Annotated in this window: 12 protein-coding genes, 1 pseudogene and 1 riboswitch; of the genes and pseudogenes, 6 read left to right on the top strand and 7 right to left on the bottom strand. The window is 50.1% G+C overall.

Annotated elements, in window-relative coordinates:
* Positions 1–7: 7 nt before the first annotated feature.
* From ACJHVI_RS06180 to ACJHVI_RS06155, 6 genes are all read right to left on the bottom strand, one after another.
* Positions 8–3,361, bottom strand: a complete 3,354-nt coding sequence (locus ACJHVI_RS06180; RefSeq protein ID WP_483183807.1) for an exodeoxyribonuclease V subunit gamma — start codon at positions 3,359–3,361, stop codon at positions 8–10.
* Positions 3,355–3,960, bottom strand: a complete 606-nt coding sequence (locus tag ACJHVI_RS06175; protein WP_483183806.1) for a metallophosphoesterase family protein — start codon at positions 3,958–3,960, stop codon at positions 3,355–3,357. Before ACJHVI_RS06175 ends, ACJHVI_RS06180 begins: the two co-directional genes overlap by 7 nt.
* A gap of 66 nt (positions 3,961–4,026) precedes the next feature.
* Positions 4,027–5,067 carry a bifunctional nicotinamide-nucleotide adenylyltransferase/Nudix hydroxylase gene (locus ACJHVI_RS06170; RefSeq protein WP_483183805.1) on the bottom strand — a complete coding sequence of 347 codons (1,041 nt, stop codon included), beginning with the start codon at positions 5,065–5,067 and terminating at the stop codon, positions 4,027–4,029.
* Positions 5,060–5,833, bottom strand: a complete 774-nt coding sequence (locus ACJHVI_RS06165; protein ID WP_483183803.1) for a response regulator — start codon at positions 5,831–5,833, stop codon at positions 5,060–5,062. The genes ACJHVI_RS06170 and ACJHVI_RS06165 overlap by 8 nt, the downstream gene beginning before the upstream one ends.
* A gap of 27 nt (positions 5,834–5,860) precedes the next feature.
* The gene (gene ssb, locus ACJHVI_RS06160; protein ID WP_483183802.1) at positions 5,861–6,469 is read right to left on the bottom strand and encodes a single-stranded DNA-binding protein; all 609 of its coding nucleotides are present in this window, start codon (positions 6,467–6,469) and stop codon (positions 5,861–5,863) included.
* Positions 6,470–6,495: 26 nt separating this feature from the next.
* Positions 6,496–7,725 carry an MFS transporter gene (locus ACJHVI_RS06155; RefSeq protein ID WP_483183800.1) on the bottom strand — a complete coding sequence of 410 codons (1,230 nt, stop codon included), beginning with the start codon at positions 7,723–7,725 and terminating at the stop codon, positions 6,496–6,498.
* A 4-nt stretch (positions 7,726–7,729) separates the two neighbouring features.
* Positions 7,730–7,817, top strand: a riboswitch (TPP riboswitch).
* 14 nt (positions 7,818–7,831) lie between these two features.
* Between ACJHVI_RS06155 and thiD the strand changes: the two genes are divergently transcribed.
* The 4 genes from thiD (at position 7,832) to ACJHVI_RS06135 (ending at position 11,121) form a co-directional block, all read left to right on the top strand.
* Entirely contained in the window at positions 7,832–8,659 is an 828-nt protein-coding gene (gene thiD / locus ACJHVI_RS06150) for a bifunctional hydroxymethylpyrimidine kinase/phosphomethylpyrimidine kinase (protein ID WP_483183799.1), read from the top strand.
* A gap of 73 nt (positions 8,660–8,732) precedes the next feature.
* Positions 8,733–9,452 carry an ABC transporter ATP-binding protein gene (locus ACJHVI_RS06145; RefSeq protein ID WP_483183798.1) on the top strand — a complete coding sequence of 240 codons (720 nt, stop codon included), beginning with the start codon at positions 8,733–8,735 and terminating at the stop codon, positions 9,450–9,452.
* Positions 9,445–10,179, top strand: a complete 735-nt coding sequence (locus tag ACJHVI_RS06140) for an ABC transporter permease (RefSeq protein ID WP_483183797.1) — start codon at positions 9,445–9,447, stop codon at positions 10,177–10,179. Before ACJHVI_RS06145 ends, ACJHVI_RS06140 begins: the two co-directional genes overlap by 8 nt.
* A gap of 15 nt (positions 10,180–10,194) precedes the next feature.
* Positions 10,195–11,121 carry an ABC transporter substrate-binding protein gene (locus ACJHVI_RS06135; protein ID WP_483183796.1) on the top strand — a complete coding sequence of 309 codons (927 nt, stop codon included), beginning with the start codon at positions 10,195–10,197 and terminating at the stop codon, positions 11,119–11,121.
* Between the two features lie 158 nt (positions 11,122–11,279).
* Here the strand turns inward: ACJHVI_RS06135 and ACJHVI_RS06130 are convergent, their stop codons facing one another.
* On the bottom strand, positions 11,280–13,691 hold the full coding sequence (locus ACJHVI_RS06130; RefSeq protein WP_483183795.1) for a TonB-dependent receptor plug domain-containing protein: 2,412 nt from the start codon (positions 13,689–13,691) through the stop codon (positions 11,280–11,282).
* 464 nt (positions 13,692–14,155) lie between these two features.
* On the opposite strand from ACJHVI_RS06130, the gene ACJHVI_RS06125 reads away from it, so the two are divergent.
* Together ACJHVI_RS06125 and ACJHVI_RS06120 are read left to right on the top strand one after the other, a co-directional pair.
* Positions 14,156–14,497 carry a hypothetical protein gene (locus ACJHVI_RS06125; protein WP_483183793.1) on the top strand — a complete coding sequence of 114 codons (342 nt, stop codon included), beginning with the start codon at positions 14,156–14,158 and terminating at the stop codon, positions 14,495–14,497.
* A gap of 325 nt (positions 14,498–14,822) precedes the next feature.
* Positions 14,823–15,093, top strand: a pseudogene (locus ACJHVI_RS06120) (helix-turn-helix domain-containing protein); the annotation flags it as partial.

Below are 15,093 nucleotides of genomic sequence, written 5' to 3'. Positions count from 1 at the left end.
AATGTAGTTATATTTGCTTTTTTACTATCTCGAACAAGGATTGATACAGCGCTTTGGCAATAGACCAACTCTGATTCAAGGCTTCTGTCAAAGGCGCCGTATCCGTATCATGGAATAAGAATTCCCATGCGTTTTTTTCTTCATAATTCAGATATTTTTGCACAGTTTGCACTATAGGTTTATCAGGTTTATTCACAACAGCTTCTGCGCTTTCGGGCGACCACAGCCAGGGCTGCACACTCATGCTGTGATAAACCTTCAGCCATTGCGCTAAGATGTCTTGCGCTTGGGCTTGGGGCATCGCCTCCAATCGCAGCGTCACGCCTTCGTCTTTTTTATCGTCGCTAAAATTCACATAGCAAACGCCTTTCTGCGCCGGCGGTATATCATGGCTGCTTTGCCATAAGAGATGCCACAGCCATGCTTCCAGCCAGTATTTTGCCTTGCTCTTTCCTACCAATAGACGAAGCCAAGCTCGATCAGCATGGACGGGTAAGGCAGCGGCAATGCTGATGCCGGCACAGCTGCATTCCTGCGTGCGGACGGGATTATCCGCTGTCGTTGCAGCTGCGGCGGCAAATAAAGCCGCTTTGCGCTGCGCTATCTGCGCCTGCGTTTGCCTATGTTCCGCCCTTCCCATACGCCCGATCGGCAGAATAGGCAAGGCGGCTATGATGTCTCGATTTTCCGGGCTGTCCTCGCTATGAATCAACCGATGGCGCAATTGCCATTGTTCTAAGGAATCGAGAAACAGCGGCTCTCTGCCGAGATCTTGATGTTGGACGGAAGGCAAACGGATGTTTTGTTCGCGCAAATAGTGGCTTAGCGGTTTTTGCAGGGCTTTCACGATGCGCTGAAAATCAAGACTGTGGCGCGCATTTATTTTATTCTCGGCGACAATAGAAGGCAGGCAGCTGAAATTATAGTGCGTGAAATCCAACCAACTGTGCGCATCGAGGCTTTTTTCTTGCAAGAGAATGTGCTGCAATTCCTGCCATAAAGGCGCTGCCGCTTTGCCTTTTTCTTGCTCGGGATGAAAAGGATCGGCGCTGTGCGCGATATGGATATGCGCCTGCGGCACTTGATTTTCGCTTAAATAATTCAGCAGTTCCTGAATCGGCGCAGGCGGAATGCGCGCTTCGCCGTCGATGGGATCAACGGCGGTATAAAATAGCCAACAGGCGTCTTTTGCCGCACAAAGACAATGCAAGAAGGCGGCAAGGTCTTCATTGCGGCGTGAGCGGTCGCCTAATTGCGGCGACGCGATATCCAGCAAATTATAGCGGCGGTCCTGCACCGGCGTGGGAAATGCGCCGTTTTCCGCACCGAGAAAGACAATCAGGCGATAAGGCAGAGCTTGCAAGGCATTGAGCTGAGCAATGGTAATCACGCCGCTGGGTTCGGCGCTGATTTGCATACCGCTTAAAGATTCCGCTACCGTGCGCAAGATAAATTTAAAGGGCAGATCCGGTAATGCGCGCGCCGCCTCGCTGATAAGCTGCGATTTCATATGCTGAATATGCTTGTCAATCGCTTGATAGGCACTATTGTCAAGGGCATGCGCATAACGCTTATGCAAATGTTCTTCTAGTTTTTTCAGACCATCGCAGGGGTTTATGCGTTCGCCTTTGCCGGCGCGAATGGCATGAATTTCTTCGGCGAAGCGGCACAAGGCGTTTAAGGCGGCAAAAGCCTGATTGTTGATGGTGCTATCGGGCGCGACTTGTCCGGCATACAGCGGCACTGTCGGCATGGCATAGCCGGTGACTAAGCGGTCAAGGGCATAGCAGAAGCTGAAGCGGTAATCCTCATCGCTGAGCGTTTCCTGCAAATGCGCTTCGTCAAAGCCGCGGCGAAAACCTGCCTGCGCCAGTTTATCCAGCCAATAGAGCATGTCTTCATGGCTCAGCCCATAGGCGGCGCAATTATCCGGCAGCAGCAGCCATTGTTTGACCGCCGGAAAGCTGAAATCGCTGTCCGCCAAGGTGTAAATACCGCTGACTGCCTGCCATAGATTTTCCACCGCCGCCGTATTAATTCCCGTCAGACGTGTGGGCAGGGTGTAGCCGTCATAACTGCCTTGCTGAGGAAAAACGGCGCGCAAGGCATCTTGATGAGCGGCAACATCGGGCAGAAGAATCACAATATCGTCCAATCGCCGACTGCTGTCCGCATTCAGCCAACGCACAATCTCGCCGCGCAGCACTTCCAATTGGCGCAGCAAGCCGTGGCAGCCGTGGATTTTTAAAGAATCGTCTTCAGGCGAGGGATTGGGATTCAAGCTGACCGCATCATCGAGACGGCGGATGTCGTCCTGCAATTGTCCCAGCAAATGCGCGCTTTGCGACTCGGGAGATTGCAGATAGTCGATTTGCTCCGCCAATTGATTGACTTCTAAAAGTTTGAAGCGTTGCCGCTCTTGTTTGCCGAAGCGGGAAAAAAGATCATGTCCGCTGCTCAAATGCTGCTCTTCCTGTTGTTGCACAGGCAGACGGCGCAGCCAACGGCTATCGACAATATCGCTGAGCCGCTGATTGCTCACGCCGTATAAAAACACATAAACATCGCGCGAGCGCCCTAATGCCTGCAAAAAATCCAACATGGATTGATCCACATCCCGCGGCATAAAAATAAAAAGTTGCTCGGTCAGAATATGCGCCGGCAAACGCTGCTCTTGCGCCGCTGCAATAAATGCCTGAGTCAGTTCGGCATGTTGTTTTGCGGTATCGACAAAGCATTCTCTCCACAAAAAGGCTTGTGCTTGCAAGACTTGCTGATAATGCGCCTGCAACCACTCGGGCATGGCGGCAATGGCTTCGGCATCGGCGAAATCTGCCAAATCCAAGGAAGAATGCTGCACAAAATCATCCAACCATTGCGGACGCATCGCAAGGTAATCATTGAAAATTTTTGCCGTTTCTTCGGCATAAGCCCATAGACGCTGTATTTGCGTGTCGCTTAGCGCCGCCTGTCGTCCCAAACCGTTGAATAAGGCTTGCAAAGCAGGATGTAAAGCATGTTGCTCATCTTGCAATATGTTTTGCGCCTCATTCAGTAAATAGGCGAACAGCTGCCAACGCATCATGGCATTGGATAATGGCGGCGGCAGGGTCTTCGTCGGATATTGGGCGCAAAACAGGGCTTCTTGGGCTTGATGCGCATATTCCCGCCACAGCAGATAGCGCATCCGTGCGGCAATGCCTTGTTGCTGCGCAAAGCGCTGTTCCAACCAATCCGCCACGCTCAAATTGGGTACAATCACAAAGCTGTTCGCAAAGACGGAAGGATTGTTCTGCTGATAAATCTTGATACATTCATCGGCTAATGTTTCGAGATCATTTGCTTGGCGGATACTTAACATGAGGGCGTTTCTCTCTGACTGATCAATTGCCAGTCTTGATCGAAGCGGCGCTGCGGATAATGCGGTTTGCTCGGATAAGGCAAAGGGGCTTTACGGCTTAGGCAGCGAATGATTTCTTCCTGTGTCCACAGGCGGAATTCGGGCTGCGCATCGATTCCCACATCCAGCGCCGCACCCGGCAAAGCGATGCTGCCGTGGGTGTGTCCGTACAAATGCCAAGCGCCGCGCTGCGCATCGCGCCACTGCGTCAAAGGATAATGACACAGTACAATGCGGCGACCCCGCCAATTCAATTCATGGTAATCCTTAATCCACACAAAACGCTCGCGCAAATAAGGGTCCTCAGCCAAGGCATCGTCGTGATTACCGCGCAGCAGGCAAATCTCGCCGTTCAGCTCAGCGAGAACGCGATAGGTTTCCGCCAAGCCGCCGAAAGACACGTCGCCCAAATGGTAAACGCGGTCGCCCTTCTGTACTTGGCGGTTCCAAATGCTGATGATGGCGCGGTTCATCTCTTCGGGCGAGGCGAAAGGGCGCTGGCAATATTTGATAATATTGCGATGAAAAAAATGCGTATCGGAGGTAAAAAACAGGCGCACGGCGTATCCTTTATGATATTTGCGCCATGATAACATTAAGTCCGTTTCGCGGCATATTCAGGCGGCTTAATAGGCGGTTTTAATCAATATATCGCGAATAATATGGAAATGGTCGTCATGAAAGCGGCGAGCGTCCAATGATTGCACATCCTGCCATAGCGCTTGCGCCGCATCATCTGCACCAAGCGGCGGCGGCAAATCGATATCGTCAGGAATGCGGAAATAAAAGACTTGCGTAATGATGCGTCCGCGCGCGCTGCGCTCCGGCGCATCATAAATGCCGCGATGGCGCAGAAACTGCCGCCATGCTTGGGGATTCACACCCAAGCCCGTTTCTTCGCGCAATTCGCGCAAACAGCCCTCAAAGCCCGTTTCATGAGTTTCTAAAAAACCGCCCGGCAATGCCAGCAAGCCTTTGCCCGGCGGATTGCCGCGCTCTACCAGCAGCACCCGACCGTGATGCACGACCATGGCATCCACGGTGGCTAAATTCACAGGATAAGGCACTTGCGCCCACAGGGCTTTTTCCTGCTGAATTTGCCGATATTCCGCATGTAAATCGGTAAAATGCACGCTTTGTCGAAAGCGCTGCAATAATTCGCGTGCCGGTGCTTTCAGCGGCGCATCCGCCGCTAAAGCTGCCTCCGCGTCCTGCGCGAAAAAGGCTTGGCGGATAGGCGTGGCGCTGATGCCGTCAAAATTCGGCAAGGCAATGTAGCGCCATTGCGGAAACAGCGAAAGGTAAAAAGAACTGGCGTCTTTTTGATGTCCAATCAGGGCGATATCTTCCTGCGCCACGCCCAAGCGCTGCGCAGTGCCTTGCACCTGCGTTTGCACATGCAGCATCCAGCTGTGGTCGTCATAGGGATAATCGTCCAGCGGCGCGAAATGCAGGCGCGATTGCTCGGCAGGCAAAGTCGCGCGAATCATTTCTTCGCGCTCTTCAAGACTGAAAGGGTTTTTCAAACTGCGCGGCGTATTGGCGGAACCAAGCAGAATCAAGAGTTGCTCGGCTTGCGCCAAAGCCGCCCGCACCATTTGCTCATGCCCGTGATGAAAGGGCTGAAAACGCCCGATGAAGATGCCGAGGCGGAAAGGTTTAGTCATCGATTTCCATGTCTTCAAAGAACATAAAATCAACAGAATTTTCATCTAATTGATTGCGGTGCGAGGGGCGCAAAGGCGGAATCGGCGCGGCATTGTCTTCTGCCGCTGTTTCTTCCATATCCAGCCCTTCCAGCGCCAGAATGTCTTGTGGCAGAGCTTCTTCTTGCGCATCGCCGAAAGAAAAATCGTATGCAGTGCCACCCGCCGTTTTCGTGCCGCTATCGGCACTGCTTTGCGCGGTCTGTTCTGCCATTTCCGCCATTTCCGCTTTTGCCGCCAAGGCTTCGATCAGGCTCATACCGGCAAAGGGCGAATTTGCCGCAGCGGCGGCATCGGCTTCTTGCTGCGCGGCGCGGATTTGCTCGGCTTCGGCTTTGCGGTGGCTGAGATAATAATTAAACGCCGCATCGAGGGTGTCGTTTAACTGCGTTTGGGTAATCGGACGCACAAGGGCGGCGAAAATTTCTTCCTGCGCTTCCAGCTCGGCGATTTCTTCTTTGCTCTGCGATTGGGTAACGATCATGGTGACCAAATCGGGGTGCAGATGTTTGAGCGCCAGCACGACGGGGTAGATGTCCTGCTGTTGGAAATGCACATCGCAAATCATCACGCCGACATCGCATTCCGCCAAAATATCCATCGTGGTATTGAGATCTTTGCCCCAGTGAATGCGGTAGCGGTCGCCGAAGACTTGGCGGAAACGGTTAAAAATCACTTCGCTTTCATAAAGCAAAATGATGTTGCGTGCATCAGTAGCGGTATTCATAGCGGTTGTTTATCCCATACAAGCGGTCTAGAAAGGAATATCGTCGTCGTCAAAATTGCCGCTCATGCCGGCATCGGGATTTTGCGGTGCAACAGGGCTTTGCGGCAGGGCGTTATTTCTAGCTTTGGGCGCGGATTGGCGCGGGGCTTGGGCGTAGTCGTCGGAATACGGCGCACCTTGATGCGCATAATCGTCGTGCCGGGCATATCCGCCGCCTTGCGCATTGCCGCGCGAATAACCGCCGCCTTGCGGCGCATGGTATTGGTAAGGGTCGTCAAGCGGCGCAGAACCGCCGGAACGTGAATCCAGCATTTGCATATTATCGACGATGATTTCGGTGGAATAGCGGTCAATGCCGTTTTGATCCGTCCATTTGCGGGTTTGCAGGCGCCCTTCCACATACAGTTTGCTGCCTTTACGCACAAATTTCTGTACCACGCCTGCCAAGCCGCGATAAGCCACGCAGCGATGCCATTCGGTTTTTTCGCGGTCTTCGCCGGTGTTGCGGTCTTGCCATGTTTCGCTGGTCGCCAAAGAAAAATTGGCGACCAAATCGCCATTTTGAAAAGTACGGCATTCCGGGTCTGCGCCCAAATTGCCAAGTAAAATCACTTTATTAACGCCTCTTGAAGCCATGTTTTTCCCTATATTTGCGGTTAAATTCAGCGCAATAGTGTATCGCGTTTGCCCACCCAAAGTAAAACCGAAGCGGCAAGGGCGGAGAATAATAATAAGGCGATAAATACTGCATAAGCATGGCTGTGCTGCAAAAGCCAGCCGCTCAATGCCGCTCCGATAAAACTGCTGAGAAATTGTACGGTTGAGAAAATCCCCATGGCTTTGCCGCGGCTATTGGCATCGGCAAATTGGCTGACCCAATGCGGCAAGCCTGTTTCCAAGCGGTAGAAACCGATAAAGAAAATCGTCAGCGCCAAGGCCAATCCCCAGAAGCCGAAGCCGCATGCCAGCAAGGCATAGCCGATTGCCATGAGTATAAAAGAGACGCCGAAATTCAGCGGATGCGCAGCGGCTTTATAGCGCATAAAGCCTAAGGCAATCAGATTCGCCGGCAGATACAGCCACCAATGCTGCACCCGCTCCAAGCCGCCGTCATTAACTAAAACGGAGGGCAGAACGGTAAAGGTACCGGTAAAGGTCGCATGCAGCATCCCCACCGCAAAACATGCCTGCCACAGTTTTTTGCCCGCATATTGCTCGCCGCTGATGTGCGCGGTGCCGATTGCAGGCAGGCGCCAAGCGGCAAAGATCGCCAACACGACCAAGGCGGCAATCACCCAAAACAAGCCGTCAACGCCGCCGACCCAAGTCGAGACAATCGGACCGAGAATTAAAGCCAGCACGAATGCCATCCCGATAGAACCGCCGATGACCGCCATGACGAAACCGCGTTTTTCAGGCGGCGAAATGTCGGTGGCATAGGCAAGCGCAACGGAAGAAATCGCGCCCATGCCCTGAACGGCGCGCCCGACAATCATCATCGCAATCGAATCCGCCAACGCCGCGATGACCGAGCCCAGCAAAAATAAACCCAAACCAATCAGCATCATGCGTTTTCTGCCGAAGCAGTCGGATAAATGCCCGAAAGGAATTTGCAAAAGCCCCTGCGTCAGCCCGTAAGCACCTAATGCCAAGCCGATTAGAAAAGGTGTCGCGCCCTGCAATTCCGTGGCATAAAGGCTGAATACCGGAAAAATCATAAACATGCCCAGCATTCTTGAGACGTAAATGCCCGTCAATATGCCCAAACCGCGCCGCCAATCTCTCATATCCATACCCATACCCAAAATCAAAACCCCGCATTCTAACAAAATTTGCGATTTTTCCTGAATAATCATCCAAGACTGGACAAAGAAGCCGCAAGCCCATACCATAAGCCGCGACTTGTCGGGGTGCTTTATGCTGAGAAATACCCGTTGAACCTGATTCAGTTAATACTGGCGGAGGGAACAAGCCTCTCCGCTCCTGCACGGAGGATATATGAACCACTCTCACCCAATCGCGCTAAGCATTGCAGGCTCGGACAGCGGCGGCGGCGCAGGCATTCAAGCCGATATCAAAACCTTTTCCGCCTTAGGCGTTTATGCCGCCAGCGTGATTACCGCCGTTACCGCCCAAAACACCCGCAGCGTCAGCCATATCGAGCTGCTCTCCGCCGAAAGCATTCGCGCACAAATTCAAGCCGTACTACAAGACATCAAACCGCAGGCGATTAAAATCGGCATGCTCGGCGATGCACCGATAATCCATGCCGTTGCCGATGCCTTGGCTGAATTTGCACCGCTGCCGCTGGTTTTAGATCCTGTAATGGTCGCAAAAAGCGGCGATACCCTGCTCAATCAGCAAGCCATCAGCGCCTTAAAAAGCCGTCTGATTCCGCTAGCAAGCCTCATCACGCCCAATCTGCCCGAAGCCGCCGTACTGCTCGGGCGCGACAGCATATCCTCAGGCGACGAAGAAGCCGCGCAAGCCCTGCTTAAGCTGGGCTGTCAAGCCGTACTGCTTAAAGGCGGACACGGAAGCGGCGACACCTTAAGCGACCTTCTTCTTGACGCACAAGGCAAGCAGACGTTCAGCAGTCCGCGTCTGCCGACTAAAAACACCCATGGCACCGGCTGCACCTTCTCCGCCGCCATCGCCGCAGGACTGGCAAAAGGACTGCCGCTTGCCGACAGCGTCGCCCAAGCCCACCGCTACCTCGCCACCGCCGTTGCCCGAGCCGACAGCCTACACATCGGCAGCGGACACGGACCTGTGCATCATTTTCATCATTACTGGTCATGTTTCAACACACAGGACGACACATAAAGCCTTGCCTTGAATGGAAGCGCTTACTGCCGCTTCCAATGAAATTCTAGCGCCATAAATGAAGGAATTTTTGATGAATGCCATCTGCCTGAACAATCTCAGCATTCGCTACGGCAATCGCTGCATCTTGCACAATATCAGCCACTGCTTTGCCGCCGCCCAATGGCACCTCATTCTCGGACGCAGCGGCATAGGCAAAAGCACTCTGCTGCATGCCATCGCCGACCTGTTGCCGCAAAATGCCGACATCAGCGGCAGCATTACTACCGCCGCAGGCGATGCCCTGCAAGGCAAAATCGCTTACATGGCGCAGCACAACGATCTCCTGCCTTGGCTATCTCTCCAAGAAAACGTCCTGCTCGGCGCACGACTGCAAGGCACAGCCAAAGACTATCCGTGTGCCGCCGCCTTACTTGCCGCTTGCGGACTGGAAGAATATGCCGCCGCCAAACCGCGCCAACTCTCAGGCGGACAAATCCAACGCGCCGCCCTCGCCCGCACCCTGATGCAAGACCGCCCCTATGTACTCATGGACGAACCCTTCTCCGCCCTAGACGCCATTACACGCTACGAACTGCAAAACCTCGCCCTGCAACTGCTCAGCGGCAAAACCGTCATTATGATAAGCCACGATCCTGCCGAAGCCCTGCGCCTTGCCAACAGCCTGCACATACTCACGCCCGCCGCCTTACAGCCCGTCGCCCTGCCCGACAGCCGCACGCCACGCGCCCTCGATACACAAGGCTTGGCACAGCTGCAAGAACAACTCATACAACAACTCCGCCATGCTTAAGTCTCTTCTACGCCCCCTCATCACCTGTGCCGGACTGCTGCTGCTCTGGCAAATCATCATCTGGTTCAGCCACACCCCGAGCTACCTCCTGCCGCCGCCGGAACGCGTTTTAACGCGCCTGTGGCACAGCCGCAGCCAACTCCTCCACCATAGCGGCATCACCGCTTTGGAAATCCTGCTCAGCCTCTTTATCGGCATCATCTTGGGACTGCTGACCGCCCTTGCCCTGCAATACAGCCGCCTGCTGCGGCAATGGTTTTTGCCCCTCATGCTCATTTCCCAAGCCATACCCGTCTATGCCCTCGGACCTATCCTCATGCTCTGGTTCGGCTACGGACTGCTGCCCAAAATCATCATCACCGTTATCATCATCTACTTCCCTATCGCCACCGCCGCCTATGACGGACTGCGCCACACGCCACCGCACTACCTCGCCCTAGGCAAAACCTTAAACGCCGGCGCAATCGCCGCCCTTATCCATATCCGCCTGCCTGCCGCCCTGCCCGCCTTTGCCAGCGGCATCCGTGTTGCCGCCGCCATCGCCCCCATCGGCGCACTCATCGGCGAATACGTCGGCGGCAGCGCAGGACTGGGCTACCTTATCCAATACGGCATCAACCGCAGCCAAACCGACCTCGCCTTCGCCGCCCTTTTCGTCATCACCGCCCTTACCCTCATTATCTACTACAGCATCGACTTTATCTTGAAAAAACTCATCAACTGGTAAACAAGGAGACACTCCATGAAAAAACTGCTCTTAGCTGCCGCTCTTAGCGCCGCCCTGCCCGCCCAAGCCGCCGACCGCCTCAAACTCATGCTCGATTGGTTCATCAACCCCGACCATGCCGCTATCATCGTCGCCCAACAACAAGGCTACTTCGCCGCCCAAGACCTCGAACTGGAAATCATCGAACCCTCCGACCCATCCATTGCGCCGCGCATGGTCGCCGCCGGCAAAATCGATCTGGCGGTGGACTACCAACCGCAACTCTACCTCCACGCCCAAGAAGGACTGCCGCTCATGCGCGTCAGCACCCTCATCTCCACCCCGCTGAACAGCATCATCGTCAAAGACGACAGCGGCATCCGCAGCATTGCCGACCTCAAAGGCAAAAAAATCGGCTACTCCGTCGTCGGCGTTGACGAAGCCATGCTCACCCCCGTACTTGCCACCGCCAAGCTCAGCCTAAAAGACGTAGAACTGGTGAACGTAAACTTCTCGCTCTCGCCCTCCGTCATGAGCGGACAAGTCGATGCCGTCATCGGCGGCTTTCGCAACTTCGAACTCTACGAAATGCAAAGCCACGGACACAAAGGACGCGCCTTCTATCTTGAAGAACACGGCATACCCAGCTATGACGAACTCATCATCATCGCCCATAAAGACCATGCCCGCGCCGACAGCGTCCGCCGCTTCAATCAAGCGCTGGAACAAGCCGCGCAATACATCCTCAACCACCCCCAAGAGGCATGGCAAAGCTACATCAGCTACAAAAGCGAACTCGACGACGACACCAACCGCGCCGCATGGCAGGAAACCCTGCCGCGTCTAGCCCTGCGCCCCGCCGCCCTTGATAACAACCGCTACCGCCGCTACGGAGAATTTATGCAATCCATCGGCTTGATTGAAAAAGCCCCTGCGGTGGAAAATATCGCCCTTGAGCCCTAAACCATAAATACAAGCCTTTCATGTTAAAAACCGTCGCATGACAACATGCCGACGGTTTTTAAATAAATTGCATTCGAAATATCAATTATGCTAGCCAAGCATTTATGTCCGATACAAAATCCATATCAATAGCAACAAAAAACGCTAAAAAATCATTTTTAAAACTCATAAGCAAATTTCAACCAAAACTCCCGACCTGCAGTATAGGCATTATCTCTTGAAGAAATCGGATAATGGGTTTTTCGTACATAATTCAATACATTTAACACATTGCCTTGTATATAAAACCGATGATTATATATATCGCTTTGCCAACGCAAAGCGATATCCCATTGCACATGACTGCCGTAATCATAACTGCGGTAACGGTCAATCCCCATTAAAGGATCATCAATCTCTTCATAACCTTTAATCGGCGCTTTAATATATACGTCATTCGACCAATCAATACCGCTATCAGGCATATACATATTCAAACCCAAATGCAGCTGCCAATCTTCCCGACTGCTATTGACTTTTCTCACCATATCCGCACGGCTCATCAATTTACCGTCCAAATAAACCTGCTGATTCGGATTTCCCACGTCGGCGCGACTCGAATCCAACCAGTCCAAGCCTAATGTGGTTTTCCAATAAGTATTGCCAATCTGCCAAGGCTCTTTATTTTCTATTTCCACCGTATAAATCCGATTGCTGAAATCCCTGCCGTTAGCATAATAATTAAAATCTTTATCATCTTTTTTCATGATAATCCGATCATTATTCTGACGATAAATATAGCCTAATTTCACATTCAAATTAGAAATCTTTTGCTCATATCCCAGAGAAAACTCATCGGCATAAGGCGTTTTCAAACGACCGCCGTCTTTATATTGGCGAGAAGCATCTTGATGAATCTTTAAAATATCTTCAGTCAGCTTTAAGGCTGCAAAAGAGCGACCGTAATAGCGGTTCGCGCCGATTGTCCATTGACTTTGCGCATTCGGCTGATAGCGCAGCACCAAACGCGGAGCAATATTGGTATTTTTCAAATAATCGTCGCGTTCCGCACGCAATCCTGCACGAAATTCAAAATTCTTCCAAGAAATTAAATCTTCCGCATAAAGCGCCGCATTCTGATAATCGGTTTTCGCCCTACCTGCCGGCGTATGCAAAGCATCGGCAAATAAGAGCGAGCCGTCGAAAAGATAAGTCTTCACCGACGCATCGACCGCCTGCGGACGATAAAAATCATAATCCGTTTTCTGATAAATCCCGCCCACAGAAACAGAATGCTCGCTGTCGCCTATAAAAAACGGCTGAAAAGCATATTCCGTCGAAAAATGCAGATTATGCTGTTTTAAGCGGCTGTCGCCATAACCGCCCTTCTCATAATTGTATAAAGGATCAAAAGTATTCTCATCTAATACCGATATGATTTCCGCTTTATGCGCATTAGATTGGCGCTTATCCGTAAAAACATCATAAGCCAAAGTATTTGTCCATGTTCCGCTTTCCGCCTCATGCACCCAAGCAAAAGTAACGCCGTAAGCCTGATGATAATCTTTGGCATTGCCATCGATATTATCGGCAAAATATTTATTCTCGAAATAATTAGAATAACGCCATGATAATTCCAAGCGATTATTATCATTTATTTGCCAATTAACATTCAATAAAGCATTATCTGATTGCCGCTTGTGGTTTTCTTTTACCAATTGCGTATCCGGCATAAGACCGATCAAACGATTTTGCGCAATATGGGAATGGCGGCGACTTGCAGCAAAAACCATGCCCATATTATCCCTAATGCCTTTTTCAATGATTACATTCATATCTTGTTTGCGATATTCAGGCTGCAAAGCGGCAACTCCATTGCTTTCAGGACGAACGCGCGCAAAAACATCGCCGGCATATTTGCCGGCATTAAGCGCCGCCCAATCCGAAGCCGTAGTACGGTAATGAAATTTAAACCTGTCTTCTCCGGAATACTGCTTGGTTTTCGCAACTAAGGCGCCACCCATAAATCCGCCCAAACTGGCGGAAATATTGCTGTCTTGCACTTCGACCGCCGACAGCATATCCGCATCAAAAAAATATCCCTGTGTGTGGCTGATATTGGGCAAAACCTGCATCGCCCCATCAAAAATATCGCTTACCGTCAATTCATTGTTCAGATTAACATTATCTACAAAATAAGCGGTTTGATTGGCATCTGCACCATTAATCGAAAGCCATTCCGGCATAATCTCGCCGCGCTGCACACCATTGCTGTCGCTTTTCTCATAGCGCACATGCACATTGCTTTTTACATAATCGCTGATATTGCCGTTACCTACCGGCATAATTTGCATATCGTCATTGTCAATCGTTTGTGCGGAAGTTAAAGACTTATTGCGTTCGCCGTAAACCACGATTTCCGACAATAAAATGGGCGCAGTTTCCTGCACATAACGCAGCTGTAAAATAGAATTTTCTGAAGAAATATTAGAATCTTGTGCTTTCACAAGCAGCGGCATTGTGGCAAATCCCATCATTGCGCCGAATATTGCCGCACTTAAATTTTGCTCGCTAAAATAAGGAGTTATCATAAAGGCCTCTTATGTCGGAGAAGCGCGTATTATAAACAATTCATTAAATGAAAGTAACTATTATTTAGATAATCAACAAATCACTTAACTTATTGTTTTTATTTGCAAAATTGATTTTCAACACCATGCATGACTAAACTATTTTTATTGCTCAGTATGAGCTCGAGCACAGGAACACAACACTTTTAAGCTTTTAAAAAAACATACATAACAGCACTTTACAAAACACCCTAGATGTAATCTGCAATAATTTCTCTCTCACTTATAAAAAACACATGATTTTTCTTGAAAACGAGCATACATTCACGGTAAATTAATTCTGTTTTTATGCTTTAAGGGATAATATTATGAAAAAATACAGAATGATTTTATTATTAAGCGGCCTTTTGAGTGCGCATATAACGGCGCAAAACACGCCGCGTGCAGAAAAAATCATCGTATATAAATAGATAGAAAACGGCATTGTGCATTATGCCAAAGTTCCGCCGCGCGACATAAAAAACTATATTTTATTAAATGAACAAGGTATGCAGATTGATAAAGAAAAAATATCGGACATTTCCTCATCGCCTAATATCCAACATGCAGAAATAAACGATATAAATCCTGAAAATATCATTATTACCAGTATAGAACGCTGCAATGCCGCTTTTTACGATTTATCAATTTTAGACAGCCAAGAAAATACTGAAGGAATTTATACAAATGATGCCGATGGCAATCCTGTCAAACTCTCTCAAGCAGAAATCGCCGCTCACCGGCAAAAAATCGAGCAATTGATTGAAGAACTTTGTCAGGATCAATAAATAAACCGCGCATGTTTAAGCAGAAGAATTAAGCAAATATTATAGCTTCTTCAGATTAAAATGAGACAATAAAAATTTTCAACATATTGAAAAATATTTCAATATGTTGTTTAAGGCGTATCATTTTAATCTGAAGAGACTATATATTTGCGCTGTAAAATGCAAAAGCCGCTTGCAGGGAAGCGGCTTTTGATATTAATGTTCAGATAATTTCTTAAAAAATTCCCTGAATTTGTTTACCAAAATCATCTAAGGTGTTCTTACGCGAATCCACCTCTTGGTCATTAGACTTCCTGCGAAACCAAAATATTGTTAAACTCATACGATGAATTACGAAAATAGCAAAAGTCTTACAGATGTCAAATTTAAACGATTGGTAGGTGTACAAAGAGAAACATTTGCAAAAATGTTACAAATTCTCCATTAGGCTTACGCTCAAACACATCAACGTGCTGGTCGTATCCCCAAATTGTCATTGGAAGACTTACTCATGGCAACTTTGCAATATTTACGAGAATACCGCACATATGAACAAATTGCTGCCGATTTTGGTATACATGAAAGCAATCTTATCCGCCGCAGCAAATGGGTGGAAG

Source organism: Suttonella sp. (assembly GCF_056855035.1).
The sequence above is the reverse complement of the archived record's forward strand: the minus strand, read 5'-3'. Positions and strand labels throughout refer to the sequence as shown.

Bases quoted from the DNA above. Each gene is read 5' to 3' on its own strand.
- ACJHVI_RS06135 (WP_483183796.1), top strand. From the start codon at position 10,195: ATGAAAAAACTGCTCTTAGCTGCCGCTCTTAGCGCCGCCCTGCCCGCC.
- ACJHVI_RS06165 (WP_483183803.1), bottom strand. From the start codon at position 5,833: ATGAATACCGCTACTGATGCACGCAACATCATTTTGCTTTATGAAAGC.
- ACJHVI_RS06170 (WP_483183805.1), bottom strand. From the start codon at position 5,067: ATGACTAAACCTTTCCGCCTCGGCATCTTCATCGGGCGTTTTCAGCCC.
- ssb (WP_483183802.1), bottom strand. From the start codon at position 6,469: ATGGCTTCAAGAGGCGTTAATAAAGTGATTTTACTTGGCAATTTGGGC.
- thiD (WP_483183799.1), top strand. From the start codon at position 7,832: ATGAACCACTCTCACCCAATCGCGCTAAGCATTGCAGGCTCGGACAGC.
- ACJHVI_RS06155 (WP_483183800.1), bottom strand. From the start codon at position 7,725: ATGGTATGGGCTTGCGGCTTCTTTGTCCAGTCTTGGATGATTATTCAG.
- ACJHVI_RS06145 (WP_483183798.1), top strand. From the start codon at position 8,733: ATGAATGCCATCTGCCTGAACAATCTCAGCATTCGCTACGGCAATCGC.
- ACJHVI_RS06130 (WP_483183795.1), bottom strand. From the start codon at position 13,691: ATGATAACTCCTTATTTTAGCGAGCAAAATTTAAGTGCGGCAATATTC.
- ACJHVI_RS06180 (WP_483183807.1), bottom strand. From the start codon at position 3,361: ATGTTAAGTATCCGCCAAGCAAATGATCTCGAAACATTAGCCGATGAA.
- ACJHVI_RS06140 (WP_483183797.1), top strand. From the start codon at position 9,445: ATGCTTAAGTCTCTTCTACGCCCCCTCATCACCTGTGCCGGACTGCTG.